21 protein-coding genes are annotated in these 23,638 nt (G+C 64.1%); 6 read left to right on the top strand and 15 right to left on the bottom strand.

Annotated features, from left to right (window positions below; genetic code table 11):
* Nucleotides 1-133: 133 nt before the first annotated feature.
* Nucleotides 134-331 carry a ferredoxin gene (locus AWC24_RS03485; protein ID WP_085082101.1) on the top strand — a complete coding sequence of 66 codons (198 nt, stop codon included), beginning with the start codon at nt 134-136 and terminating at the stop codon, nt 329-331.
* A 59-nt stretch (nt 332-390) separates the two neighbouring features.
* On the opposite strand, the gene AWC24_RS03480 is transcribed toward AWC24_RS03485, so the two are convergent.
* Genes AWC24_RS03480 through AWC24_RS03465 form a run of 4 tightly spaced genes read right to left on the bottom strand, consistent with a single transcriptional unit; the run spans nt 391 to nt 6,806 of the window.
* Nucleotides 391-2,760, bottom strand: a complete 2,370-nt coding sequence (locus AWC24_RS03480) for a thiamine pyrophosphate-binding protein (RefSeq protein WP_085082099.1) — start codon at nt 2,758-2,760, stop codon at nt 391-393.
* Nucleotides 2,757-4,097, bottom strand: coding sequence for a protoporphyrinogen/coproporphyrinogen oxidase (locus AWC24_RS03475; RefSeq protein ID WP_085082097.1), 1,341 nt, complete (start codon nt 4,095-4,097; stop codon nt 2,757-2,759). Before AWC24_RS03475 ends, AWC24_RS03480 begins: the two co-directional genes overlap by 4 nt.
* Nucleotides 4,087-5,475, bottom strand: coding sequence for a protoporphyrinogen/coproporphyrinogen oxidase (locus AWC24_RS03470; protein ID WP_163705525.1), 1,389 nt, complete (start codon nt 5,473-5,475; stop codon nt 4,087-4,089). Before AWC24_RS03470 ends, AWC24_RS03475 begins: the two co-directional genes overlap by 11 nt.
* Nucleotides 5,476-5,516: 41 nt before the next feature.
* Nucleotides 5,517-6,806, bottom strand: a complete 1,290-nt coding sequence (locus AWC24_RS03465) for a flavin reductase (protein ID WP_234807246.1) — start codon at nt 6,804-6,806, stop codon at nt 5,517-5,519.
* 245 nt (nt 6,807-7,051) lie between these two features.
* On the opposite strand from AWC24_RS03465, the gene AWC24_RS03460 reads away from it, so the two are divergent.
* Genes AWC24_RS03460 through AWC24_RS03450 form a run of 3 tightly spaced genes read left to right on the top strand, consistent with a single transcriptional unit; the run spans nt 7,052 to nt 10,690 of the window.
* On the top strand, nt 7,052-8,305 hold the full coding sequence (locus AWC24_RS03460; protein ID WP_085082091.1) for a cytochrome P450: 1,254 nt from the start codon (nt 7,052-7,054) through the stop codon (nt 8,303-8,305).
* Entirely contained in the window at nt 8,302-9,561 is a 1,260-nt protein-coding gene (locus AWC24_RS03455) for a CaiB/BaiF CoA transferase family protein (RefSeq protein WP_085082090.1), read from the top strand. Before AWC24_RS03460 ends, AWC24_RS03455 begins: the two co-directional genes overlap by 4 nt.
* Nucleotides 9,542-10,690: a CaiB/BaiF CoA transferase family protein gene (locus tag AWC24_RS03450; protein WP_085082089.1), complete on the top strand. Its 1,149-nt coding sequence runs from the start codon at nt 9,542-9,544 to the stop codon at nt 10,688-10,690. Before AWC24_RS03455 ends, AWC24_RS03450 begins: the two co-directional genes overlap by 20 nt.
* A gap of 31 nt (nt 10,691-10,721) precedes the next feature.
* Here AWC24_RS03450 and AWC24_RS03445 read toward each other — a convergent pair whose 3' ends face one another.
* Genes AWC24_RS03445 through AWC24_RS03415 form a run of 7 tightly spaced genes read right to left on the bottom strand, consistent with a single transcriptional unit; the run spans nt 10,722 to nt 18,213 of the window.
* Nucleotides 10,722-11,459, bottom strand: a complete 738-nt coding sequence (locus tag AWC24_RS03445; protein ID WP_085082088.1) for an SDR family oxidoreductase — start codon at nt 11,457-11,459, stop codon at nt 10,722-10,724.
* The gene (locus AWC24_RS22855; protein WP_234807243.1) at nt 11,456-12,649 is read right to left on the bottom strand and encodes an acyl-CoA dehydrogenase family protein; all 1,194 of its coding nucleotides are present in this window, start codon (nt 12,647-12,649) and stop codon (nt 11,456-11,458) included. The genes AWC24_RS03445 and AWC24_RS22855 overlap by 4 nt, the downstream gene beginning before the upstream one ends.
* Entirely contained in the window at nt 12,639-13,760 is a 1,122-nt protein-coding gene (locus AWC24_RS22850) for an acyl-CoA dehydrogenase family protein (RefSeq protein WP_085082086.1), read from the bottom strand. The genes AWC24_RS22855 and AWC24_RS22850 overlap by 11 nt, the downstream gene beginning before the upstream one ends.
* Nucleotides 13,757-14,515: an enoyl-CoA hydratase-related protein gene (locus tag AWC24_RS03430; protein ID WP_234807242.1), complete on the bottom strand. Its 759-nt coding sequence runs from the start codon at nt 14,513-14,515 to the stop codon at nt 13,757-13,759. The genes AWC24_RS22850 and AWC24_RS03430 overlap by 4 nt, the downstream gene beginning before the upstream one ends.
* Nucleotides 14,516-14,526: 11 nt before the next feature.
* Nucleotides 14,527-16,074 (bottom strand): AMP-binding protein, encoded by a 1,548-nt coding sequence (locus tag AWC24_RS03425; protein ID WP_085082084.1) that lies wholly within the window; start codon nt 16,072-16,074, stop codon nt 14,527-14,529.
* A 38-nt stretch (nt 16,075-16,112) separates the two neighbouring features.
* Nucleotides 16,113-17,444 carry an alpha/beta fold hydrolase domain-containing protein gene (locus AWC24_RS03420; RefSeq protein WP_234807241.1) on the bottom strand — a complete coding sequence of 444 codons (1,332 nt, stop codon included), beginning with the start codon at nt 17,442-17,444 and terminating at the stop codon, nt 16,113-16,115.
* Complete coding sequence (locus tag AWC24_RS03415) at nt 17,383-18,213, bottom strand: mycofactocin-coupled SDR family oxidoreductase (protein ID WP_085082082.1); 831 nt, start codon at nt 18,211-18,213, stop codon at nt 17,383-17,385. Before AWC24_RS03415 ends, AWC24_RS03420 begins: the two co-directional genes overlap by 62 nt.
* 470 nt (nt 18,214-18,683) lie before the next feature.
* Between AWC24_RS03415 and AWC24_RS03410 the strand changes: the two genes are divergently transcribed.
* Entirely contained in the window at nt 18,684-19,718 is a 1,035-nt protein-coding gene (locus AWC24_RS03410; RefSeq protein WP_085082081.1) for an LLM class flavin-dependent oxidoreductase, read from the top strand.
* 26 nt (nt 19,719-19,744) lie between these two features.
* The gene (locus AWC24_RS03405; RefSeq protein ID WP_085082129.1) at nt 19,745-20,665 is read left to right on the top strand and encodes a hydroxymethylglutaryl-CoA lyase; all 921 of its coding nucleotides are present in this window, start codon (nt 19,745-19,747) and stop codon (nt 20,663-20,665) included.
* A gap of 85 nt (nt 20,666-20,750) precedes the next feature.
* Here AWC24_RS03405 and AWC24_RS03400 read toward each other — a convergent pair whose 3' ends face one another.
* The 4 genes from AWC24_RS03400 to AWC24_RS03385 form a co-directional block, all read right to left on the bottom strand.
* Nucleotides 20,751-21,332 carry a VOC family protein gene (locus tag AWC24_RS03400; protein ID WP_085082080.1) on the bottom strand — a complete coding sequence of 194 codons (582 nt, stop codon included), beginning with the start codon at nt 21,330-21,332 and terminating at the stop codon, nt 20,751-20,753.
* Nucleotides 21,333-21,338: 6 nt separating this feature from the next.
* Nucleotides 21,339-22,100, bottom strand: a complete 762-nt coding sequence (locus AWC24_RS03395) for an acyl-CoA thioesterase domain-containing protein (RefSeq protein ID WP_163705529.1) — start codon at nt 22,098-22,100, stop codon at nt 21,339-21,341.
* Nucleotides 22,101-22,172: 72 nt separating this feature from the next.
* Nucleotides 22,173-22,832, bottom strand: a complete 660-nt coding sequence (locus tag AWC24_RS03390; RefSeq protein ID WP_085082078.1) for a TetR family transcriptional regulator — start codon at nt 22,830-22,832, stop codon at nt 22,173-22,175.
* An 87-nt stretch (nt 22,833-22,919) separates the two neighbouring features.
* Nucleotides 22,920-23,618 carry a hypothetical protein gene (locus AWC24_RS03385; protein ID WP_133055692.1) on the bottom strand — a complete coding sequence of 233 codons (699 nt, stop codon included), beginning with the start codon at nt 23,616-23,618 and terminating at the stop codon, nt 22,920-22,922.
* Nucleotides 23,619-23,638 lie beyond the last annotated feature (20 nt).

Raw genomic sequence — 23,638 nt, 5'->3', positions numbered from 1 at the left:
AGCGTTTTACCTCGTACGAAATCAGCTTACCCAAGGCCAATGCCGTTGTAGACAAAACCAAACAGTGTCGGCTAACATCCGGTGCGGGATAAAGCTGGAATTCTGGACACGTTGGCGAACCGGAGGTGCGGCTGTGCAGGTGACGATTGACGGTGGGCGGTGCCAGGGGCATGCGCGGTGCGTGACGATCTGCCCAGAAGTGTTCGGGATGGACGACCAGGGCAAGGGGTACGTGCTGGACCAAGACGTCTCCGACACGCTGAAAGACCAGGTCGACGAGGCCGTGATCGCATGCCCCGAAAGGGCGATCTCGATGGAGATCGACGACTGACGCAATACGGGAGCCGGGGCGGCTCTCGCGGCTGATCATCGCGCTGCCGGCGGTCGTGCTCAGCCCGTCAGGTCCAGCGCGGCGCGCACAATGCTGTCGGCGTCGATCTCGTGATAGCGATACACATCGTCGAGGGCGCCGGCCTGCCCAAAGCGACTGACGCCCAGTGCTACGCCGGCCACCTGGTTGATCCCAGTCAGAAACGCCAGGGTGTGCGGGTGGCCGTCGAGGGCAGTCACCATCGGCGCGGCGCGGTCGGCGGGAAACACCTGATCGATGATCCAGCTCCGGGCCTCGCCCAGGCCGCGACGTGCCTGCATCGCCTCGAACAGCAGCCCGGGACTGGTGACGCATACGATGTCCGCGTCGATGCCCTGGCGGCCGAGCCGTTCTCCCGCGTTGAGCAGTTCGGGGACTATTGCACCCATCCCGACCAATGTCACGGCGGGCCGGATCGCCCGCCGCAGCACATATGCGCCGGCGATGACCTGCCTTCGGCGCCGATCGCGGGCCCCGGGATCGCCGGGAATGCCGGCGAGCTTCTGGGGGACCGGCCTGGTCGACAATCTCAAGTACGACGAACTGCCGCCGGGCCGGCCCAGCCGGGCCAAGCAGGACAACAGGATCCATTCGACGTCGACGGCGAAGGCCGGCTCGTACCCGACACAGTTGGGCTGTTCGATACCGATCGACGGGGTTTTGATCGACTGGTGTGCGCCGCCTTCAGCGGCCAATGTGACACCCGAGGGCGTGCCGACCAAGATCGACTGCCCACCGGCATAGATGCCGAAAGACCAAGGTTCCAAAGCACGTTCAACGAACGGATCGTAGAGCACCCCGATGGGGAACAGTGGCTGCCGCCACCTGCTCCACGTGGCGCCCAACTCGCCGATCAGCCCCACCAGGTTCGTCTCGGCAATCCCGAGTTGCATGTGTTGCCCGGTCGGCCTCTCCCGCCAACGCACCAGGCTTTCGCCGTCGTCATCGAACCAGTCACGCCGCTCGGTCGGTGACCATATTCCTACCTTGTTCAACCACCCGGCCAGGTTCGTGGTGGAGCTGACATCGGGGCTCACCGTGACAACTCGCTCGGCGACGTCAACCGCTTGTCTGGACAGGTCCAGCAACGCGCGGCCCAGTGCTGCCTGGGTGGCCATCATGCCGGCGGGGGTGTGTCCGAAATCGGTCGGTACGGGCGGCGGTGCTGACTCCGCGATGCGCGGGCGTCTCAACCGCTCACGGGTCGCGGCACACAGTCGCCCCGCTGCGGAGCTGTGATCGAATCGCCGCCATGGCCGATCCGGATCCATTCGCATACCCGTCGCAAGCTCTTGGTACTCGTCTACTGTCAGTAGCGATGAATGATTCTGTGGATGGCCGTGGGTCGGCAGGCCGTAACCCTTGATCGTATAGGCGATGATCACCGTTGGCCGGGTGTCATCGATCTGCCGGTAGGCCTCCCGCAATACTTCCAGATCGTGTCCGCCGAGGTCTCGGATCGCCGCCAACAACGTCGCGTCGTCGAGTTCGGTGACCAATCGGCGAATCTCGGCACTACCCTCGCCGTCTCCCGGCAGCCGCCCGCGCAGCTGGTCGGCCGAATGTCGCAGCAACCGCTGATATTCCGGGTTGGGCATCGACAGAATTCGAGCCCGCAGCGCCGCCCCTCCGCTGCGGAGGAACAAAGACTCCAGCAGCCGGCCGAACCGGCAGGTGATCACCTGCCAACCGGCGCCGCCGAACATGCGCTCCAACCGCTCAGCGGCCATCAGCGGGACCACGCGGTCCAGTGATTGGCGATTCATGTCGACGATCCAGACCAGCTCGCCGAGTTCGGCGACCGCGGGATCGAGGATCGCCTCCCAGACCGCCCCTTCGTCCAGCTCGGCATCACCGACCAGTGAATACTGCCGGCCCAGCGCGGACCCCGATGATCTGTCCATCCCGACCAGCCCGTCGGAATCGGAGAACCTGGAGTGAACGTAACGCCGCGACAGCGCGCCCCAGATCGGCGCCGTCGCACCGATTCCGACCGATCCGGTGGAGTAGTCCACCGGATCCGGGTCTTTGGAACGGCTCGGGTAGCTCTGCAGGCCGCCGAACTGACGCAGCGTGGTCAGGTGTTCCTCGTCCAGTTCACCGATCAGGTAGTTGATCGCGTGCAGCACTGGTGAAGCGTGCGGCTTCACCGAAACCCGGTCACCCGAGCGTAGTTGGCCGAACCATAGCGAGGTCATGATGGACACCATCGACGATGACGAAGCCTGATGACCGCCGACCTTCAAACCCGAAGGGTTGGGCCGAACGCGGTTGGCGTGATGAATCATCGCTGTGGAAAGCCAGAGCACCCGGTGCTCGATCTCGGTCAGCACCTCGGTCGGAGGCGACGATGCTCCGACGTCAACGCATGGCAAGGCGCCGATACTCATCCGACTACCCGAATCACACGTTGCGCAGCGACTTCCGCCGAGGTCGCGCATCCGTTGGTGCTCGAAGCACTCATGTAGTCTCCGGCAAGCTGAACCCTGGAACGGGGATCGACCCTACTGACGAAGTCGTCGACGTAGGAGTACATCCCGGGATAGCTGCGAACGACCGCCGGCCGCCACCGCTCGATGTGTGAAAACTCCACGTCGCGCGAAATTCCGGGTAACACCTTATCGATGGATGGCAGCATCTTCGCCACCAAATCGGCGTCCGCGTGATCGCTGTGATCGTCGCACCAAGTGCCGAGCCAGTAGGTGCTGACGATGCCCTTCCCGTCCGGCGCGGCACCACGACTGAAATTGTGCGGCAGCACGACAACGCATAGGCCACGGTCGACCGGCGTCGGTACCGGGATCACCATCGCATCCTCATCCGGCTTCCGCGACACCGCGAAGTGTGCGGCATAGGCGGTCCCGTATTCGATCCGGTGGCAGAGGATCTCCCGTTGCACTGCGTCCAGCTGCGGAAACAACTGAGGCACTTCGGTGGCCGGCGTTGCGATCACACACGCATCGGCGGTGAGCGTGGATTCGGCACCGTCGACGGCGTACGTCACGACGACATCGTCGCCCCGTTCGGTCACGTTGGCCGCTTGGGCGTTTGTCACGACGTTGAGTTGCCGGGCGATCGCCTCGACAAGGAATCCGATTCCGGAGGGGTAGCTCATGAATCCGGATCCGACGAAATTGACTGCCGCGAAGAAGAAATCGACAACCGATACGTCGTGCGACTCCGCGCAGTACAGAGCCCGCAGCAGTGGGTTGACCAGGAATTCCTCGAGCTCGGAAGTCAGCCGGCGGTCGCAGTACTGCGCAGCCGTCTGACTGTCGAATTTCGCGGCAGCTCCGAGATTCTCGTAGCTGAGGTACTTTTTCATCCGAAGTCCGTCGATGAGCAGGTTGCGCGCCTTGAGCTTGCTGCGCCGCGTGAACAGGTTGGTGTGAAGAGCGTCCGTCAGCATCGAAACACCGGTGGACCGGATGCGGTGGAGTTGCCCACCCCGCGGAATCGCGAGGATACCGGGGATGTCGCTGATCTGTCCCGAAAGTTTCAGCTCACCGATCAGACTTCTGATCGTCGAATACGACGAGGGCAAAATGTTGGCGGCCCGATTGATGGTGAAACCATCCCGGTGAATGCTGCTCATCTTACCGCCCACCGCCAGCCCCTTTTCCAGCACGGTCACGTCATAACCGCGGCGGTGTAAGCGGAAACCTGCTGTCAGACCGGATATTCCAGATCCGATGACCACCGCGCTCCGGCGGACGTTACCTGACATCACAACCCCTTCCCAGGATCCGCACGAGGTCGGCAGCGGCGCGCTGCCCGGCGCCCACACTGGCGTTGATGCTCGTCTGCGCGTGGTAGTCGCCGGCCAATTGGATGCGACGATCACTACGGCTCCGCACCGCGAACTGGCGCAGGCCGGCAAACGTGCCCGGCCGACTTGCCACCAGGGCCGAAGACCACCGTGAGACGTGCGATGCCTGTACATCGGCGGCCCATCCCGGAAACAGATCATTGATCGCTTGGCGGGTTTGCGCGACGATGCGGGAATCTTCTTCGTCCCAATGCTTCTGCGACCACGCATCCATCCAGAAAGCGGTCAGTATGCCGCTGTTCGGCGGCACGCGGCCGGGTGCGAGATTGTGGCCGAGGCCGATCACCGGAAGGGCCCGGTTGACAGCTCGGGGTATCAGGACCATCGATGACTCCTCGGTGGGCGCGGTCCGGACACCGAGGTTGACAACGATCGACGACGAATAGGCCAATTCATTGAGGTATGCGGCGCGGTTCTCGTCCAGCCCGCCATGGATCTTGAGCACTTCCGGCGCGGGAATCGCCAGGACCGCGGCGTCGAAACTCTGGTGGTGTTCCTTCCCTTCGCACCGCCAGGTGAGGTCAACTCGGTCGTCGTGCTCACGGACGCTTCCGACCTCCACTCGGTGGCGGATGTCCAGTCCGCGGGCCAGCCGCTCGGTGAAGAAGGCGACGCCGGCGCGATGGGTCCAGATGCTGTTGGCGACCAGCAACGTCTTAGCTGCGGCGAACAAGTCCACCACCGACGTCTGTTCGGGTTCCACCAGGAACAGTGCACGGGTCAGGGGTGCGATCAGGTAATCGAAAACGTCCGCGGGAAACCGCGAGTCGGCATATTCGCGCACCGTCTGGGTGTCGAACCGTGCTGCCGTCGACATGTCGATCGGGTTGATCGAGCCGTACCTGCGTGCGAGGTCCACACCGAGCCGCGACAGCGAGAGCTTGGACGCCGCGCTCAATGCCCGGAAGTTCAGGAGACTGAGCGGTTGCCGACGATGGATTCGCTCGACCCGCGCGCCGCGCAGGACACCGATTGTCGCTCCCCGTTTCTCGACATGATCGTCCAGACCGAGGCTTCGGAGCAGTGACTTCACTTCACGACTGGTAGACGGCAGCGCGCCGGCTCCGGTGTCGAAACCGAATCCGCCGCACCACGCGGTACGTGCCCTGCCGCCGACCGTGTCCGATCTCTCGAACAATTCCGGCCGCAAACCCGCTTGCCTCAAACGATAGGCACAGCTGAGCCCGCTGACGCCGGCGCCGATCACCGCTACGCGCGGTCGTACCTCGCGGCCGCCGGTTGCCGCATCGGGATCGCCTGGCGAATCCGGTGACATCTCACATCGACTTTCCATGGGTTGGTCTGTACCGAGGCCCTTCAGGACGTGGCGTTCACCGGGTGGGCCGGCGCGTTGCCACCGATATCGCTGGTGGCCTGCGCGGCCGACCGGAGCAACGGTTCGGTGAACGGTGTGACGGTGTCCGGGCGCATTCCGGGCGGCAGCCCCCACAGGCTGAACGTGATGACGACGTTACCCTCGGCGTCGAATATTGGTGCGGACAACAGCTGGATATCCGCGTCTGCGCACGCGTCGCGGCTCGGTGGGTCGTACTGATCACTGAGCGCCAATATTCGCTTCAAGACCAGGAATTCGTTCTCAACGGCGTCCCGGACCGCATGCCTGCGCACGATCGCCTTCTGCAGTTCCTCATGGGCGTCGTCCCCAACCGCCAGGGACCAGCCGCGCTGCCGCACGATCGTCAACTGCTCGCCGTACGAGCACCGGTCCTGCGCGGACACCGGCGACGGTCGTCGGGCGATCCACTCGTCGACGGCCGCCTGATCGCGCCATGCGACGAAGAGCCCGCCGACGGGCGCAACGAGGGGCAGTCGGTCGCCGAGACGTACGGCCGCATGTCCGGCCCGTGGGCTACCGGCGCTGGCCACGATCACCATCTGGGTGCCGGTGGCCGCTACTGCAAGAGCCTGAACGTTCAGTTCGTCGGCGAGACACTCCAGGCGGTTGCGGACGTTCTCGGTCACCCGGAGTTGCTCAAGGATGTCGGCTTCGGTGGCTCTCGCCGCGCTCGGGGCCACGAACGTTCCGTACCCGCCACGATGGAAGACCAGCGGACCGGGAGCCCGGCGTGCGCTGAGATCGAGGACTCGTGCGAGCACGTGCAGGTGGTCTCCGGCGTCTGTGACCTGTTCGAGCGCGCAGTCCAGCCACGCCGCGACGCCGTCCAGGACCGGCGCGCCCGTCACCGGCGACGGTGTCCAATGGACCCGCCGGAACTTGTCCGTGCCGGTGGCTGCGAAATCGCGGCACACATGCTCCTGGTCGGCGGCCAACACGTTGATACAGAACCCTTTGGCACACTTGATCTTGGGAAAGCTGCTCGAAGTCTTGGCGGGGTAGAACGCGACCAACGGCGGTTCGATCGAGACGGAGGTGAACGAGCCCAGAGCCATTCCCACCGGCTCGCCGGCGGCGTCGACGGCGGTGATGACCGTAACCCCCGTCGGGTAGGTCCCGAGCACGTCCCGGTACTCCAGGCGGTCGATATCGCGTCCTGCGAGCTGAGTTTCCCGCACCGCTGTGTCAGCTCCTCGTCCATGACCCGTTCGTCGCGACGCTGTTCGGTGGCGACCCGGACAATCTAACATCATACGGTTTTCTTCACGTACTGATTCTCACGTTTCCGCCCCCGCCCATGAGCCCGGTCCAGGTCGGTGCAGTACAACTGCCTGGCAGCGGCCCCAGTGCGGCGACTCGGGGCCGCTATGCGGTCTCCCTAGGCTTGGCCAAACCGCTTGATTGACCAAACGTTGTTCGATATTGTTGGCGAGGCTCCGCTGCGACAGGCACGCACCCCCAGCGGACGGCCGGGTATCGACCTTGAGGAGTCGCTGTGACGCAGTTCAACCATCATTCCCCCGCGTTCGCCTTGAACTGGCGCGAGCAGTACGCCGAGATGCGGACGAAATGCCCACTGGCACATAGCGATGAGTTCGGCGGTTTCTACGTCGCGACCGACTACCGATCCGTTCAGGGCATCCTGCACGACCCGCAGAACTTCCGGTGCGGACGCGACCTCGACCTCGGCACCGGTGACATCGCCCCCGGTGGTGTGACCGTTCCGACCAACCCGGTTCGGATGGGCATGATGGAGATGGACCCGCCACGGTCCCAGACTCTGCGAAGGATCATCGCAAACCGGTTCTCCAAGAAGGCCGTCAACGAGTACGCGCCCCGTATGCAGCAGCTGGTGTCCTGGTGCGTGGACCGCGTGATCGAGAGCGGATCCATCGACTTCGTAGACGATCTCGCCAACCCATTGCCCGCCCTGGTCACCGTCGACTATCTGGGGCTGCCCCTGGAGAACTGGGAGTTCTACGCCACGACACTGCACAAGGCGGCCTATCGCGAGAAGGGATCGGCGCGAGCGGTCGGCGAGATGCTGGACGACATCCGAGCGATCGTGCGCAGCAGGCGAACCCGGCGCCGCGACGACGGCACCATTGTCGAGCAACTACTCGATGGCGAGGAGGATGGCAAACCCATCACCGAGGACATCGCGGTGGAAATGCTGTTCATGCTTCTCAACGGTGGGATCGACACGACGACCGCACTGATCGCGAACAGTTTCCTGTACCTCGACGCCCATCGGGACAAATGGGATTGGCTACGTGCGGAGCCGATCCGGATTTCGACAGCCGTCGACGAGCTGATCCGTTACACCAGCCCGAGCACCGGCGTGGCCCGCACGGTCGCCAATCCGGTATCGATTCACGGGGTGGAACTCAAACCCGGTGACCGCGTTCTGCTCGCGTTGGGCTCGGCCAACGCCGACCCGGAGGTGTTTGACGACCCCGGTGAAGTCCGGCTTGATCGACAACGAAACCGACACCTATCCTTCGGTTCTGGCATGCACCGGTGCATCGGCTCGTACATTCCCCCGCTCGAGATGACCCTGCTGTTGCGCGAAGTCACTCAGCGCCTTCCCGACTATCAGATCCAACGCGACCAAGTCGTCGCCTATCCGACCATCCCGCTCGTGAACGGATACATCGCCATGCCGGCGACTTTCACGCCTGGACCGCGCCTGATGAAAGGTATCCTCGCCGAGGACCTGCCGCATGTCCTGGATAGGGCTGCGGTATGACGGCCGAAACGGGTATTGCCGATCGTCCGAACAGTGGATCTCTCAGTGGTTTACGCGTCCTCGAGGTGGGGCACATCATCGGTGGTCCCTTCTGCGGGCACCTGTTCGCCGACCACGGCGCCGAGGTCATCAAGATCGAGCCGCCGGGCAAGGGCGACCCGATGCGGACCTGGGGAGGGCTGTACAAGGGGATCGGCCTGTACTGGACGATCATCGGGCGGGGAAAGAAGTCGGTCGAACTCGACCTTCGGACGTCAACTGGGCAATCGGCCTTTCGTGACCTGGCGCGCACCGCTGATGTGATCGTCGAAAACTTCCGGCCAGGGACCATGGAACGCTGGGGCCTTGGCCCCGACGTGCTGCAAGACCTCAATCCTGGACTGATCATGGTCCGCGTCACCGGATTTGGTCAGGCCGGCCCGTATCGCGACCGGGCGGGCTTCGGGTCGGTCGCCGAAGCGATGAGTGGTTTTCGGCACCTGTCCGGAGAGCCGGGTCGCCCGCCGGTGCGGGTCGGGATCTCGATCGGCGACGCGCTGGCGGCCACCCAGGGATTCATCGGTGCGTTGATGGCACTGTGGGCGCGCGACAATCCGGCCGGACTGGGCAGAGGCCAGGTAGTCGACGTCGCCCTCTACGAAGCCGTCTGGATGTACATGGAATCGACCATCGCCGAATACGAGAAGCTGGGCCGGATCCGCCAACCCACGGGTGCGCTGTTGCCCGGGGTCGCGCCGTCCAACGTCTATCCGACCTCCGATGGGCAGTGGATCATCGTTGGGGCAAACCAGGACTCGGTGTTCAGTCGACTTGCCCGACTGATCGGACGGACCGAGTGGCTGGGGTCGGACTCAACATATCTGACGCATACCGGGCGCGGCGACGGGCAGGCCGAACTCGATGCGGCCATTGCCGCATGGTCGGGTCAACTCACCGCGGCCTCGGCACTGGCGCAGCTCGCAGACGCCGGCGTTCCCGCGGGACCGATCTACAAGGCCGACGATATCGCCAGTGACCCGCACTATGCCGCACGCGAGATGATCATCGATGTCCCGGAACCCGGATTGGGAGGCGAACTCGTACCCATGCCGGGAGTGGTTCCGAAACTCAACGTCACCCCCGGGGTGGTGCGACGAGGTGCGCCCCGCTTAGGCGAGCATACCGACGACATACTCAGCGGCCTGAGGAGTGCTCAAACCTCATCGCGCGCAGCCATATCGGCAGAAGGCGTCGACTATGACGTTGCAGCACGCTAACTCCGGCCCGCTCGCGGGCATCACGGTGATCGACGTCAGTGCGCTCGGGCCCGGCCCGTTCTGCTCGATGGTGCTGGCTGATTTCGGCGCGGACGTCATCAGCATCAGCCGGCCCGGCCCCCGCGAGGCCTTCGACCCGTCGCAGTACTTCTCCCGAGGCAAGCAATCGATCGTGGTCGACCTCCGCAATCCGGATGGCGGAAAGTTGATCCGGCACATGGTCACCGAGGCCGATGTCTTTTTGGAGGGCTTCCGTCCCGGAGTCATGGAAAGACGCGGATTGGGTCCCGACGACCTGATGGCGCTCAATCCCCGGCTGATCTATACCAGGCTGACCGGCTATGGACAAAGTGGGCCATCAGCCCAGACGGCCGGCCACGACATCAACTATCTGGCTTCTGCGGGCGTCCTCGGGGTGTTGGGGGACAGCGAAACCGGACCCACGATACCGCTCAATCTACTCGGTGACTTCGCTTCTGGTTCCATGTCGGCCGTCGTGGGTATCAGCCTTGCGCTGATCGATCGGCATATGACGGGCCGGGGCCAGCTCATCGATGCCGCGATGGTGGACGGCGCGACAGCGCTGCTGTCGGCGCAGCTGGCCGAGTACAGTGCCGGAACGTGGAACGGCCCGGGCACGTCCGTGCTCAGCGGCCGCGCACCTTATTATCGGGCATATCGCTGTTGCGACGGGGGCTGGTTCGCGGTGGGCGCCATCGAGGATCGCTTCTATGTGCAGATGGTCGCCGCCTTGGGCCTGAGTATCAGCGACCTGCCCGACCGATCGAACCCGGCGAACTGGGACGACTTGCGCGATGTGTTCGCTGCTCGGTTCGCAACGCGGTCCCGCGCGGAATGGACGAAGGTGTTCTCCAGTGCCGATGGGTGCGGGAGTGCTGTGTTGCGGCTCGACGAACTGGTCGACAACCCACATTTGCAGAACCGAAAGACGGTGTACCGCAACGGCAACCTGATCGAAGCGGCTCCTGCCCCGAGGCTCGAGAGCTTCCAGCCGATCGTTCGCCCGCGAGTCGCTACCGTCGGTCAGGACACTCGGGCCGTCTTGCAGCGGTTCGGGCTTGACGACACCAGAATCACCGAGCTCGAACAGCGAGGCGTGGTCGCCTGAACCACCCGGCGCACCACGGCGCGGGTGCCCGTCACATCGACATTCCGCCGTCCACGGGCAGCACCACACCGGTGATGTAGCCGGCCTCGGCAGAGGCCAGAAACTGTACCGCCGACGCCATCTCCGCGGGGTCCGCGAAACGCTGCTGTGGAATCGCCGAGGTCAATTCGATGAGCTTGTCGGGTGGGACGGACTTCACCATTGCGGTAGCCGCATTCGGCGAGATCGCATTCGCCGTGATGCCGAAGCGGGCGGTCTCCTTCGCGACCGTTTTCGTGAAGCCGATCACGGCGGCTTTGGCCGCGGCGTAGTTGGACTGCCCGACGTTTCCGTGCATGCCGGTGTAGGAGGTGACGTTGATGATGCGTCCGAACCCCTTGGTGCGCATCCCCGGTATCGCCACGCGGGCGACGTTGAAGGTCCCGCCGAGGTGGACATCGAGGACGGCCTGCCAGTCGGGGTCGGTCATCCTCCACACCACGGCGTCGCGCGCGATGCCGGCGTTGTTGACCACGGTGTCGACGCCGTCGCTCCAGGCGAGAATGCTGTCGAACGCCGAGGCGACGGACAGCGAATCCGCCACGTCGACCGCGATCGGCAACACCTGCTCCTGCTGCGGCCACACCGCCGCCAGGGCGGCCGGGTTGTTGTCCAGCACAGCGACACGGGCGCCGGAGTCGAGGAACGCACTGGCGATTTCGAAACCTATGCCTTGAGCGGCACCGCTGACGAGGACGGTGCGACCCGAGAAGTCGAAACCGATGTTCATGACCGGGCTAGCTGGCTCCATGGAATATCCTTGTCCACGCGGGGTTCTGCGGGCAGTCCCAGCACCCGTTCGCCTAGAATGGTGCGCTGGATCTCTGAAGTGCCGCCCTCGATCGAGTTCGCGAGCGAGCGTAGATAGGCCTTGGTGAGTACCTCGCCGCCGTGTACCGATGTGAAGTCGGGCGCGGTTTCGTCGTAGTTGTCCACCGCCAGCGAGGCCTGGCCCTGGACATCGACACAGAATTCATAGATTGCCCGGTTGAGTTCAGCCATCTGGAGTTTCGCGATCGAGCCCTCCGGACCGGGTGTAGCCAGGTTCGCCCCGGCGCGCAGGTTGGTCAGGCGCGCAGCCTCGGCCTGAATCCATAGCCGGATCAGCCGGTCGCGCGCGACGGGGCCGCCCCGACCTGATTCCGTCGCCTGGCGAAACGCTTGTACCGCTTGTGCGATAGGGCCTTCGCCGCGGTCCCGGTGTATACCGCCGAGGGTGACACGTTCACTGCTGAGCGTGGTCATCGCGACTTTCCAGCCATCGCCGACCGCGCCGATCCGGTCGCTGTCGGGTAGCTCAACATCGGTGAGGTAGACCTCATTGAACTCGGCCTCACCGGTGAGCTGCCGGAGCGGCCGGACATCGACTCCGGGTGAGCGCATATCCAACAGGAAGTACGTCAAGCCCCGATGCTTGATGAGATCGGGATCGGTGCGGGCGAGCAATAATCCATAGCGGGCAGCATGGCCCAGGGAGGTCCATACCTTCTGACCGTTGACCACCCACCTGCCGTCGCGCCGCACTGCTTTGGTGGCGAGCGCGGCCAGGTCCGACCCGGCGCCCGGTTCACTGAACAGCTGGCACCAGATGTCTTCGCCGCTGAACAGGGTGCGCAAATGCTTTCGGTGTTGCTCGGGTGTGCCGTGCCCCACGATGGTGGGTGCCGCCATACCAAGGCCGATCACGTTGCGCGCGCTCCAGTCCGGTGATCCCGCCTGCCGGAACGCGAGATCACACTCGGCCTGCAGGGCTGAGTCCAGGCCCAACCCGCCGAGGCCTGGCGGGAAATAGACGAACGCGAGGCCGGCATCGAAACGCGCCTCGCGTATCAGCCGGTCCGGCGTCGTCGCCACGTCGTGGGCGTCGAAGAAGCGCTCAAGTGCCGTCGACAGTGCGCGGCGGTCGTCGTCAGCAGCCAACGTATTCAACTCCACTCGGCAGTTCGAGGCACATACCCACTCGGTCCCGATTCTGTGCGGGCGAGCGCAGCAACAGCGACGAGGCCTTGGCTCGCTTCAGGTAAAGGTGGGCAGGGTGCTCCCAGGTGAACCCGATGCCACCGTGGATCTGGACGTTCTCTGCGGCGGCACGCATGTACGTGTCGGTAGCCGCCGATCCGGCCAGCGCGGCGGCGATCGCCAGATCTTGCGGATCGTGATCGGCGGTCCAAAGGCCATGCCACACCACTGATCTGGCCAACTCGACGGCGACGAGCAGGTCGGCGCAGCGATGTTTGATCGCCTGAAAGGAGCCGATTGGACGTCCGAACTGTATGCGGGTGCGCGCGTAGTCGACGGCTTGTTCGAGGACTTGCGCCGCACCGCCGAGTTGTTCGGCTGCCAGTAGCAGTGTCCAGATGTCGACGGCCCGGTCCAGGGCGTCACCCGTGATTGAAAGGCGACGTGCCGGGACAGCGCGGAGCTCGACATGGCCGAGCTTGCGCGTCTGATCCAGCGGCGTGATCTCGTGCCACGGTAGCCGCCGGGCATCTTCGACGGCGTACATCTCCGGGCCGTCGGCGGTTGTAACACTCACCAGGAGGATGTCTGCCTGTGGACCGGAAAGCACGTAGTCTGCCAGGCCGTTCAACGTGGCGGACTCGCCGCCGGCGGCGGTGGCAGTGACCGAACTCCGCGACGGATCGGGACCACCCCAGGCCACCGCGGCAACCATCTCCCCGGAAACCAGCGGTGGGAGCAGCTCCTGCCGAGCAGCGGTGTCGGTACAGTACAGCAGCACCGTGGTTGCGAATCCGACGGACGCCAATATCGGTGCGCCGTAGAGGTTGCGGCCGAGTTCCTGGAACACCATCCCGAGTTCGGTGAGCCCGGCTCCGCTTCCGCCGAACTCTTCCGGAACGGCCAGTCCGTGCACGCCGAGCTCGACGGCGAGCGTCCGCCATACCTGCGGGTCGTAGGACCCGGCATCGGACATCCGGTCCCGCACCGTGTCCTCGGGGGAGTGCTTGTCGAGAAAGCGGCGAACGACCGCCCCGAGTTCCAGCGCTTCGTCACTGGGTATGTAGCTCATTGGATCTCATCTCCATGTCGGTACCCACGACGCCTTCCGTCGACGAATTCCTCACGAGCATCGCGTGCTTCGCCCGACATGTTCAACTCGAGGGTGTAACTGAGCTCCTGGCGGTAGGACTTACGGATGTCCCGGCCGATGGTTCCCTTGACCGCGGATTTGATCCCTCTGATCACCGCGGAGCGCTTCGAGGCGATCTGCTCTGCGACAGCCCGCGCCGCATCCGCCAACTCGGGCACCGGAACAACGCGGTAGACGCTGCCGTAGGAATGCAGCTCCTCGGCGAAAAACGGGTCGCAGGTGTACATCGCGGCCTGTAGGCGTTTCTCCGGAAGCAGACCGACGGCTTGGACGATTCCGCTCGTGGCGCCGTTGTCGGCTTCGGCGAGAACGAATCGGGTCTGTTCGGCCGCAAGGATGATGTCGCATACCCCGGCCACCAGTACCCCTAATCCGATGCAATAGCCATGGATTGCGGCGATCACCGGCACCGGACACTCGTCGATCGCAAGCGTAAGCTCTTGGGATCCACTGGCCTGGCCGAGTATTCCGTGAAATCCGGACAGGCCCTGAACTTCCTTGACGTCGCCGCCACCACAGAATCCTCGACCATCGGCTCGTAGCAGCACAACGCGCACGCGGTCGTCAGTCTGGTAACTGCGCAAAAGCCGGACGAGTTCGGCGATATCGGCAAGATTGAGTGCGTTCGCCGGCGGGTTATCGATGATCAACTCGGCGATGCCGCTCCCCGACATATGATGTCGTATCATACTCGTACCCCGCAGTATTGCTGTTTCAACTCCGAGCGGGACACCTTTCCGGTGGCGTTACGAGGGAGTTCTGGCACTACGGTCAGGGCTTTGGGCAGTTTGAACCGTGCCAGCCGTGGCCCGGCGAATTCGTTGAGCTCCTCGAGCGTGGGAGGGTCGTGTGGAGTGGCCGGTACGACGACGGCCATTCCCGTCTCACCCCATACCTCATGTGCGATGCCGATGACGGCGACGTCCGCGACCTTCGGATGAACGCACAGGATCCGCTCTATCTCGGCGGGGTACACATTCTCCCCGCCCGACTTGAACATCTCTTTGACCCGGCCGGACAAGTAGTAGTACCCGTCAGCATCGTAGCGTGCACCGTCGCCGGTCCGATACCAGCCGTCAGTGAAGTATTCCTCGGTGTTCCTGTTCCAATATCCCGGAGTAACGCTTGGACCGCGCAGCCAGATCTCGCCGGTGCGGCCAGCGGGCACGTCGTTGCCGTCCTGGTCGACGAGGCGGATCTGGGTGTGTCGAGCCGCTTTTCCGGTCGACCCGGCCTTGGCCTTCGCGAAGGCGGCCATCGGGTCGGCTGTCGAGTAGTCCAGGGCCGTTGCCATCGGACCATGCTCGGTGCCGCCGTACTGCGGCTGCAGCAGCACACCGCGATCTGCCCAGATCTGCAGCAGCTCGGGTTCTGCGATGGCGCCCGCGACAATGAACTGACGTGCGTTTGAGAAGTCGGCGCCGCTGAAGTCCTGCTGGGTGGATATGCTGCGATACATCAACGGTATCGCGGCGAAATGCGTTACCGGAACCTCAGATCGGGTCAATGCGCTCAAGACGGGCTCGGGTGCGAACCGCCGCATGGTCGATACCGCGCCACCGAAGTACATGACCGGATTGGCCATCACATTGAGGCCGCCGGCATGAAACAGTGGCATGGGGTTGAGGTGGTGATTGTCCGGCTCGGAGAACCTGGTGGTCTGTGCGGTGTTGAGTGCGTGCCACACCAACGTTCCGTGGGTCGAGAGCACGCCCTTGGGGAGACCGGTGGTGCCCGACGTGTACAGGATGTGGGTGGGGTCATCGAACGTCAAATTGCCGTTCGGAGCAAGGTATTCGGCGGCGGCAACGGCGATGTCATACTCCGAGTCATCCGATGCCCACGACAGCCGCTGCGGCACCGCTGCTCTATCAGCGACGGCGTGGGCTACCTGCGCCCAATGAGCGTCGTGGATGATCAGTCGCGGATCGGCGTCGATCGCGATGTCGATCATCTCGGGGACCGCCAAACGCCAATTCACCGGCGTCAACACCGCGCCGATCCGCATCGCGGCGAACTGGATCTCGAAGAGCCGCGGGTCGTTCTCGGCGACCACCAGGATACGATCACCTTTACCGACGCCACGCGCGCGCAGTACCCGGGCAAGCCGGCCCACCCGATCTTCGAGTTGAGCCCATGTCTGCATGGTGGAATCGTCGGCGCTGCCGAGCGCCGGGGCATCCGGGCGGTGGTCGGCGTGGTAAGCAACCCAGTCGTGGGCCACGAAGGCCATCTGTCTATCTCCTCATCGGGTGGCGTGGACCGCGTAGTTCAGTTGACAAACTGGTGCCGCACCACCCAGTGATGCACCAGGTCGGCAGCTCGGGTCAGGTGGGTCTTCTGGCCGGCTCCGCTGAAATAGTGGTTGGCACCGGGCAGTTCCACCAGTTCCTTGTCCGGATGGCTGATCGCATCGAAAACCTGATGCGGGTGACTGGTCGGCACCGCATCGTCGCACCCGTTGACCAGAATGAGAACCGGAACGGTGACGCGCGGGGCTGCGTCGCCGGCGTCAACCTGGGCGGTCTGCAGGCTCCACTGGGAAAGCCAGCTACGCGTGGTGGTGAAACGCATCAGTGCGCCCGGGCTGTTATTGGCGGTGCATGGATCGCCGAGGTAACTCCAGCCGGGTTGTCGCCCGTTGGGTTCGATGGACGGGTCCAGCCAGCGGGGATCGGCCATCGTCCCGGGCACCACGAAACCGTGTTCGGCGTGTGGCCGTCCGGCCGCCCGGAATTCGGCCAACTTGCTCTGGGCGAACGCGGTGATCCGATGGCTGCGTTCCCGCTGGGCGGCGCGATACTCGGCGAGGAAGTCCGGCGAGTACGGCGGCTGGTTGGGATTCGCGGGGTCATACAGGTCGAATTCGGTTCGGCGACCGCATTCCGGTTCGAGTTCATTGGTGATCGAGGCATCGAGAAAATCGGTGAGGAGACGGTGCCTGCTGCGTGGTGCTGCCAGCAGCACCACCCCATCTGCTTTCGCGAGTGTCGTCTCGGTGAGCAGCGTATCCTCGCCGGCAGCGGTTTTGGCGATGATTGGCGATTCGGCCTCCGCCTGATACCCCATCATCGGGGACCCGCCGCCACTCCAGCCGGCGAGGATGACGTGCTGGTAGCCGAGGCGATTGCGCACATCGTCGATACACGCGTGTAGGTCCAACAGCATGTTCTCCATCTGGAGCGCAAAGTCACCGACTGAGTAGCGATTGGCGGCACCGATCACGTGTAGACCGGTGCGGGCCAGCTCGGAGAACAGCGGCAGGTATCCCGGGGAACCGATGGGATGCGTCGCCACGATGACGGTGTCGGATGGCTGAGAGCCGCGAAGGAGCTGCGCTTGCCGGACGATGTTCTCGCCGATCGACCCGTAGACGTCCTTACGTACTGTCTTCTCTTCCGAGACGATCAGATACGGGGTCCTGGTGTACTTTCCGCGGGGCACCTGAGTGACCGATTCAGCCAATTTGAAGATCCTCCAGTCAAGTGCTGACCCGACGGTGACCGATCGCCGCCGGTTACGCGAGAGGTTTGCGGTGCGTTTAGCGGACCGATGCCCCGGCGTCGACCGGCAGTGAGACTCCCGTGACATAGCGCGCTTCATCGGACACCAACCAGGCCGCGGCGTTGGCGACGTCGTCCGCCTCGATCAACTGCACCGGGAGTGCGTTGCTCATCGCTTCGAACAGTTCGGGGAACTGATCGGCCGAACCCAGGAACGCGTCGTTGGCGACCATCGGGGTATTGGCGCCGGTCGGATGCAGGGTGTTGACCCGGATGTTGTAGCCGGCCAGTGCGTTGGCGTAGGAGCGCATCACACCGATCACGCCATGTTTGGCGGCCGTATAGCCCAGCAATCCGTATGTGTTGGTGCGTAAGGAGCGGGCGGTGCCCTTCAAGCCGGCGACCGAACTGGTGATGACGATCGAGCCGCCCTCGTTCTGCTCGATCATGGTCGGCACTGCGGCCTCCAACGTGTAGACCACGCCGGTGAGCATGATGTCGATCGCGTCATGCCAGGCGGAAACCTTGGTGGACGTGGGTCCGACCACCGGCATGATCCCGGCGTTGGCCATCACGACGTCCACCCGCCCGAGTTCGCCTATGCCTTCTGCGAGAACCGCTTCCACCGCAGCCTGATCGCGAACGTCGGCCTGGCGGGCCAACGCTTTACGCCCCAGCGCCTCGACTTGCCGTACGGTCTCTTCGAGGTCGTCTTTGGTTGCCAGCGGGTACGGTACCGAGTCGATCTGCCCGGCGATATCGAACGTGATGATGTCGGCGCCTTCGCGAGCGAGCCGGACGGCGTGCGCGCGCCCCTGGCCGCGCGCACCACCACTGATGAAAGCCACCTTGCCCTCGAGGTTTCCCATGCCGCTCCCGTTGCTGATCTGCTGTGTGACAGGCGTTCTTGGCCCGCGTGGTCCGATAGTAACCAAACGAGGTTCGGCTGGCAAGAAGGGTATCGTGAACGGTGCTTGCGCTGCGTCATCAGGCCGCTTCCGCAGCCGAACCGGCGCTTTAATCGAATGACGCTAGTTTAATGCCCGGGCCCCCTGGAGCCTGCCGTCCGGTCCGCCGGCCGCGGAGCCGGGTATCCACACCCGCTACGCCGGACGGGTCCGCGGAGCGTCCCGGCGTAGCGCTCGCCCGCCATAATCCAATCGATGCTGCATTGAGGTGCCGTATCTGCGGAACCGTCCATCCTCGACGATCCCGGGAGAGCCTTGCAAGCAACCAAATTCGCGACCTCGATGCCCTCCCTTGTCGAATCAAACAGCGTTTGTTAAATTGGGCTGCGGAGCGTCCTGTAGGGACCATCGAGGATGGGAGAAGCGGAACCATGGCTTTGAGTTTGATGACCCTGGGTGACCAAGTCACCGATCCGATCACCGGCAGACGCGAGAGCGCCGTCGAACGTCACCGCGCGATCGTCGAAGCAGCGGTGGCTGCCGATGAGGGCGGGTTCGAAGCGGTGCATATCGGTGAGCACCACGGGCTGGAATACATCTACTCGTGTCCGCCGGTCATCTTGGCCGCCATCGGCGAACGCACCAAGAACATCAAGCTCAGTACCGCGGTAACGCTGCTGGCGAACCTCGACCCACTGCGGGTGGCCGAGGACTACGCAACCCTGGACGCGCTGAACTCCGGGCGCGTGGAAATGGTCGCTGGCCGCGGGAACTTCTTCACGTCGACCTACACGGTCTTCGGGCAGAATCCCGACGACTCACATGAGCTGTTCGAGGAGAATGTCGAGCTGCTTCTCGACCTGTGGACTGGCAAACCCGTGACGTGGCAGGGCAAGTACCGGCCGCCGCTCGACGCGTTTGCATTGCAGCCGCCGCCCGAGCAGGTCCCGCCGCTGTGGATCGGGGGCGGCGCGTCGGAATCGACGCTTGAACTCGCTGCCCGGCTCGGCTTGGATCTCATGCTGCCCAGCGCTTTCGGCAATCCCGCCATGTTCGTCCCGGTAGTGGACAGTTATCTCGAACGTTATGCGTCGCACGGGCATACGCGCAAGCCGCGGATCGGTGCGTGCTGGCATCTGAATGTGGACACCGACAGTCGGCGTGCCCGCGAGCGCTGGATGCCGCGTTACAACGCGTATTTCGATCTCATGAAGACAGTGATCGCCCGCGTGAACCCGAATCCGCCGCCCTTCATCCAGAAACCCTTCAATTTCGAATTCTTGAGCACGGACGGGCCGGCGATCGCGGGCAGCCCCGCCGAGGTCGTCGACCGCCTGGGGAAGGTCACCCAGATGCTCAAAGCCGACGTCAACCTGTTGTCGATCGACATGGGCGGACAGCCGGCCGACGAGTTCCGGGCGATGGTCGAACTGATCAGTACGGATGTCTTGCCCCAACTCTCGTGAGCATCGGCGTCCGCCCGGCGTTGGACATGCCGGAACGAATTTCGGTACGCGAGGTGGGCTTGCGCGATGGGCTGCAGTTGGAAGCGCCGATCGCCACCGCCGCCAAACTGAGACTGCTGGACGCCTTGGTTGCCATGGGAGCCGAACGGATCGAGGCTACCGCGTTCGTATCACCGCGAGCGGTACCCGCGCTTCGCGATGCCGCAGACGTAGCCGCGGCCCTGGACCGTTATCGCGGCGTCGAGTTCTCCGCGCTGGTGGCCAGTCTCGGCGGCGCGGGCCGGGCCATTGACAGCGGCCTGGTCAACCTCGAGTACGTGGTGTCGGCGTCCGAAGGACATTCGCAGGCCAATGTCGGCCGTTCGGTGCAGGATTCGATGGCCCTGGTGTCGCCGATAGCCGACCTCGTTCATGCCGTGGGTGGAACATTGGAGGTCATCTTCGCGGTCGCCTGGGACTGTCCCTTCGACGGGCCCACACCGGCGGCGCGAGTCGAAACCCTCGTCGATCGGGCCGTAGTCAGCGGGGCGGATGTGATCTGTCTCGGCGACACCATCGGAACGGTGACACCGCGGCGCGCAGCCGATCTGATCGTCGCCGCGCGATGCCGGCAACCCGCGGTGCCGATTGCGTTACACGTGCACAACACCCGCGGAACCGGGCTTGCCACCATTTTCGCGGCGATGCAGCTCGGCGTCACGATGATCGACTCGTCGATCGGCGGCCTCGGCGGCTGTCCCTTCGCTCCGGGAGCGAGCGGCAACGTGGCAACCGAGGAACTGGTTTATCTGGCACGTGACATGGGCGTCGAGACCGGGATCGACGTCGAACTATCCATCCGCGCGGCACAACTCGCGCAGGACATCATCGGCCGGCCTCTGCCGAGCGGAGTGCTGCGCGCCGGGGACCGTCGCGGTTTCGCGGGCTCGGGCATCGTGGACCCCTAGCCGCGCCGCGCCCAGCTTCCCCACGCCACAGGACCGGCCGGCCGAATATGGGCCGGCCACCACCAATTCAGTGGATGGATCGGGTTCAGGGCGCCACGCCGGCGTCGATCAACCGCTCGGCGTCCTTGCGGGCACGGGCGTGTTCCGACTTGTGCACGATCCCCTCGTACTCCGGGACGCTCGCGGGCGTGTCATCGGCCATCAGCTCGATGGCTTCGGCGGTGTCGTCCGCGGTGAGAGGAACAGTGTCATAGGTGAACTCGACAAGCGTGCCGTCGGGGTCACGGGTGTAGATCGAGTGGATGAACTCATGCCTGACCTCAAGCACGTGATAACCGCGGTCCAGCCACCGCTGCTTGTGTTGGTCGAGCTTGCCCGCATCGTGGCATTCGAACGCGATGTGGTTCACCCAGTACGGCAACCCGACGCCCGTCGACAGACCGCCTGACCAGCCCTCGTCCATGACACCGGTGCCCTGCAGGCCGCGGAGGTCCCAGATGGCGAAGAATCCTTGCTCACCAGGGTTGGAGTAGAAGATGTGCTTGGTCCAGCCTCCGCCGGGCGCTTGCCGTTTGACGACTTTACGCAGTTCAAAACCCATGACCTCGGTGTAGAACTTGTGAGAACGGTCGACGTCTTTGACGGCGATTGCCGTGTGGTGGAACATGGCACCTCATTTCGCAGCGACAACAGCTGCGTCCATGTTATCGAACGACGATTGATTAGTCCATGGTTTGCCGCCTGCTCGTGAGAAGCGCACCTCCTGGCTGACGGTGGCGATCTCCCGCCCGAGTGAGGTCGACAGCGTGTACGTGGAGAATGCTCGGGCGCCGAAAGCCCGTGAATACGTCTCGTTCACCAAGATCCAGTCGTCGGCCCGGAAGCAGCGGTGGATTCGCAGGTCGTAACCGGTCGGGTGGCAATCACCGGCGTGGCGCATGCCGTACGCGATGACCCGATCGACGATCAGTGCCAATGCTGCGGCGTGGACGAGCAGATCGTCGGGTAGCTCGCGGTCGAACCTGACCCAGGCCCGGCTGTCACCCGGTATTAGCCGGATGTCGACCGGCAAACCCGCCGCCCACCGCGGCGAGGCGACTGCGCGAGCGCGGTGCGGGCCAGGTGTGTCGCTGGCTGCGATCGCGGCTTCCTGGTGTGCACCGAGAAACGGAGCCTCGAACAAGACCTGGCCGTGAGCGAGGGTGCGGTCGTCGAAGGCCAACGCGACCGCGCGGAAGCCCCGGTCCGCACCTGTTTCCCGTTCGGTGATCTCGGTTCTCAGGTCGCTGCTGTCCAGCCGAGTATCGAGTAGCGACACCGACACCGAATGGATCCAATGTCCGAATCCGATATCGATGCCGGCATCGAGAACAGCACGTGCGGCCGCGACACCCGCGGTCAGGCGTGTGGCAGGGCGGCAGAGCCCGGCGATCAACGGGTCGAGTCGCAGCCTTCCCAACTCGGCCCGAGTCGGGCCGCCAGGCCGCGCGGAAATCATGTTGAGGTGCTACGCCGAATTCTCGGTCTTGCCGGCGGGGAGCCATCGAGACTGTCGTTCCTGCACAGCGGTCTCGAACGCGTTCACCACACTCTTGACGATCACATCGAACATCTCGTGTGGTGAAAGTCCTCTTTCGCGAAGCACTTTGGCCAAGACCGGATATTCCTCGGATATCACCGACGACGTATCCTCTGCGGCCGCGTCTGTTCGGGTCTCATGCAGGGCGCTGCCGATCGCCACCAGTTCCAACGACTCGATCAGAGGCATCACCGCGGCACTCGGAACGCCCTCGTCGATCAGGTGTTTTGCCGACAGCTCGATGCGCTTCGGCCCCACACCTATGCTGCGGAGACCGATCACGACTTGGATGATCTCGGGATGGGCGAGTAGCGCGCGCCGGAGCTCACGCGCATTCTGCGGTAGCCAATCTCGCCACGATCCCGACGCGACATCGGGTACCCGCACGTCTTCCAGCGCGAGCTGGGCTGCCCCGGTGATGATTTCGTCCTTGTTCTCAAAGTGGTGATACAGGGAGGCGCCGTTCACACCCAGCTCATCAGCGAGCCGACGGATACTCAGGGCCGCCAGCCCCTCGGTATCGATGATGTCCAGCGCCACTTCCAGCGAACGGCGGCGTGAGATGAGTGCCGTCTTCGGTCTTGCCATCGTCTCTACCTCTCGTCCCCCTGGCCGGTGAATGATGATTTGCAACGAGCTTATCCGAACGCTGTTAGCGCCGGCCTCGTCGACGCGTCAGAAATCTCTCGGACTGGATATCCATGGGGTGACGACTGCGTACCACAACATGAGCTGAACCAGGGTGCTCAGGTAGAACGCGGACCAGATGCCGGCGGCCCCGGTCGCCAGCTGACGGAGCTTGTCCTCGGTGGGGTTCTGCGGCAAGCGGTTCGTGTCTTCCCATCGCAGCGCCAGACGCAGTGCACCGTAACAGCTCACCCCCAGTAGGCCGGAGAACCAGATGTTCGACCAGATGACGCCGCCGACCAGGTACTGCGGGGCTTGATAGTAGGTCCACAGGTGCAACCACGACACCATCGGTATCTCGAACAGCGGTTGGAGCACCCCCATGCCGAGGAACACCACCAGCCATCCCCAGGTGCCGAACCGGCGGTCGAGCCACGCCCTGTTCCGCGCGAGAAAGGCGGTCGGTATGCCGAAGAAGAATGCGTAGGTGAACAGCAGCGCAACGGGTTGCACCGTATCGCCGATCCGGAACAGCGGTATGAAGTTCGAGCTGTAAAGGACGTTGAAGAACCACTTGGTGTTGAACATCCAGTCGAACACGACGGTCAGCGTCGCGCCGACGTAGCCACCGAGCACGATCATGCTGCGGGTCCGCAGGGCGTACCACCAGCCGAATGCGAAGAGGCCGAACGCGACGACTTCAAACAGTCGCACCGCGAGGACATCCGCGACTATCGGTTCAGGCATTCCAGGGCTCCTTCCAGGGG

The sequence above is a fragment of the Mycolicibacter senuensis genome (genome assembly GCF_002101885.1).
GTDB classification, from domain to species: domain Bacteria; phylum Actinomycetota; class Actinomycetes; order Mycobacteriales; family Mycobacteriaceae; genus Mycobacterium; species Mycobacterium senuense.
Note: the sequence above shows the minus strand (reverse complement) of the source record. Positions and strands in the feature narration are given on the sequence as shown.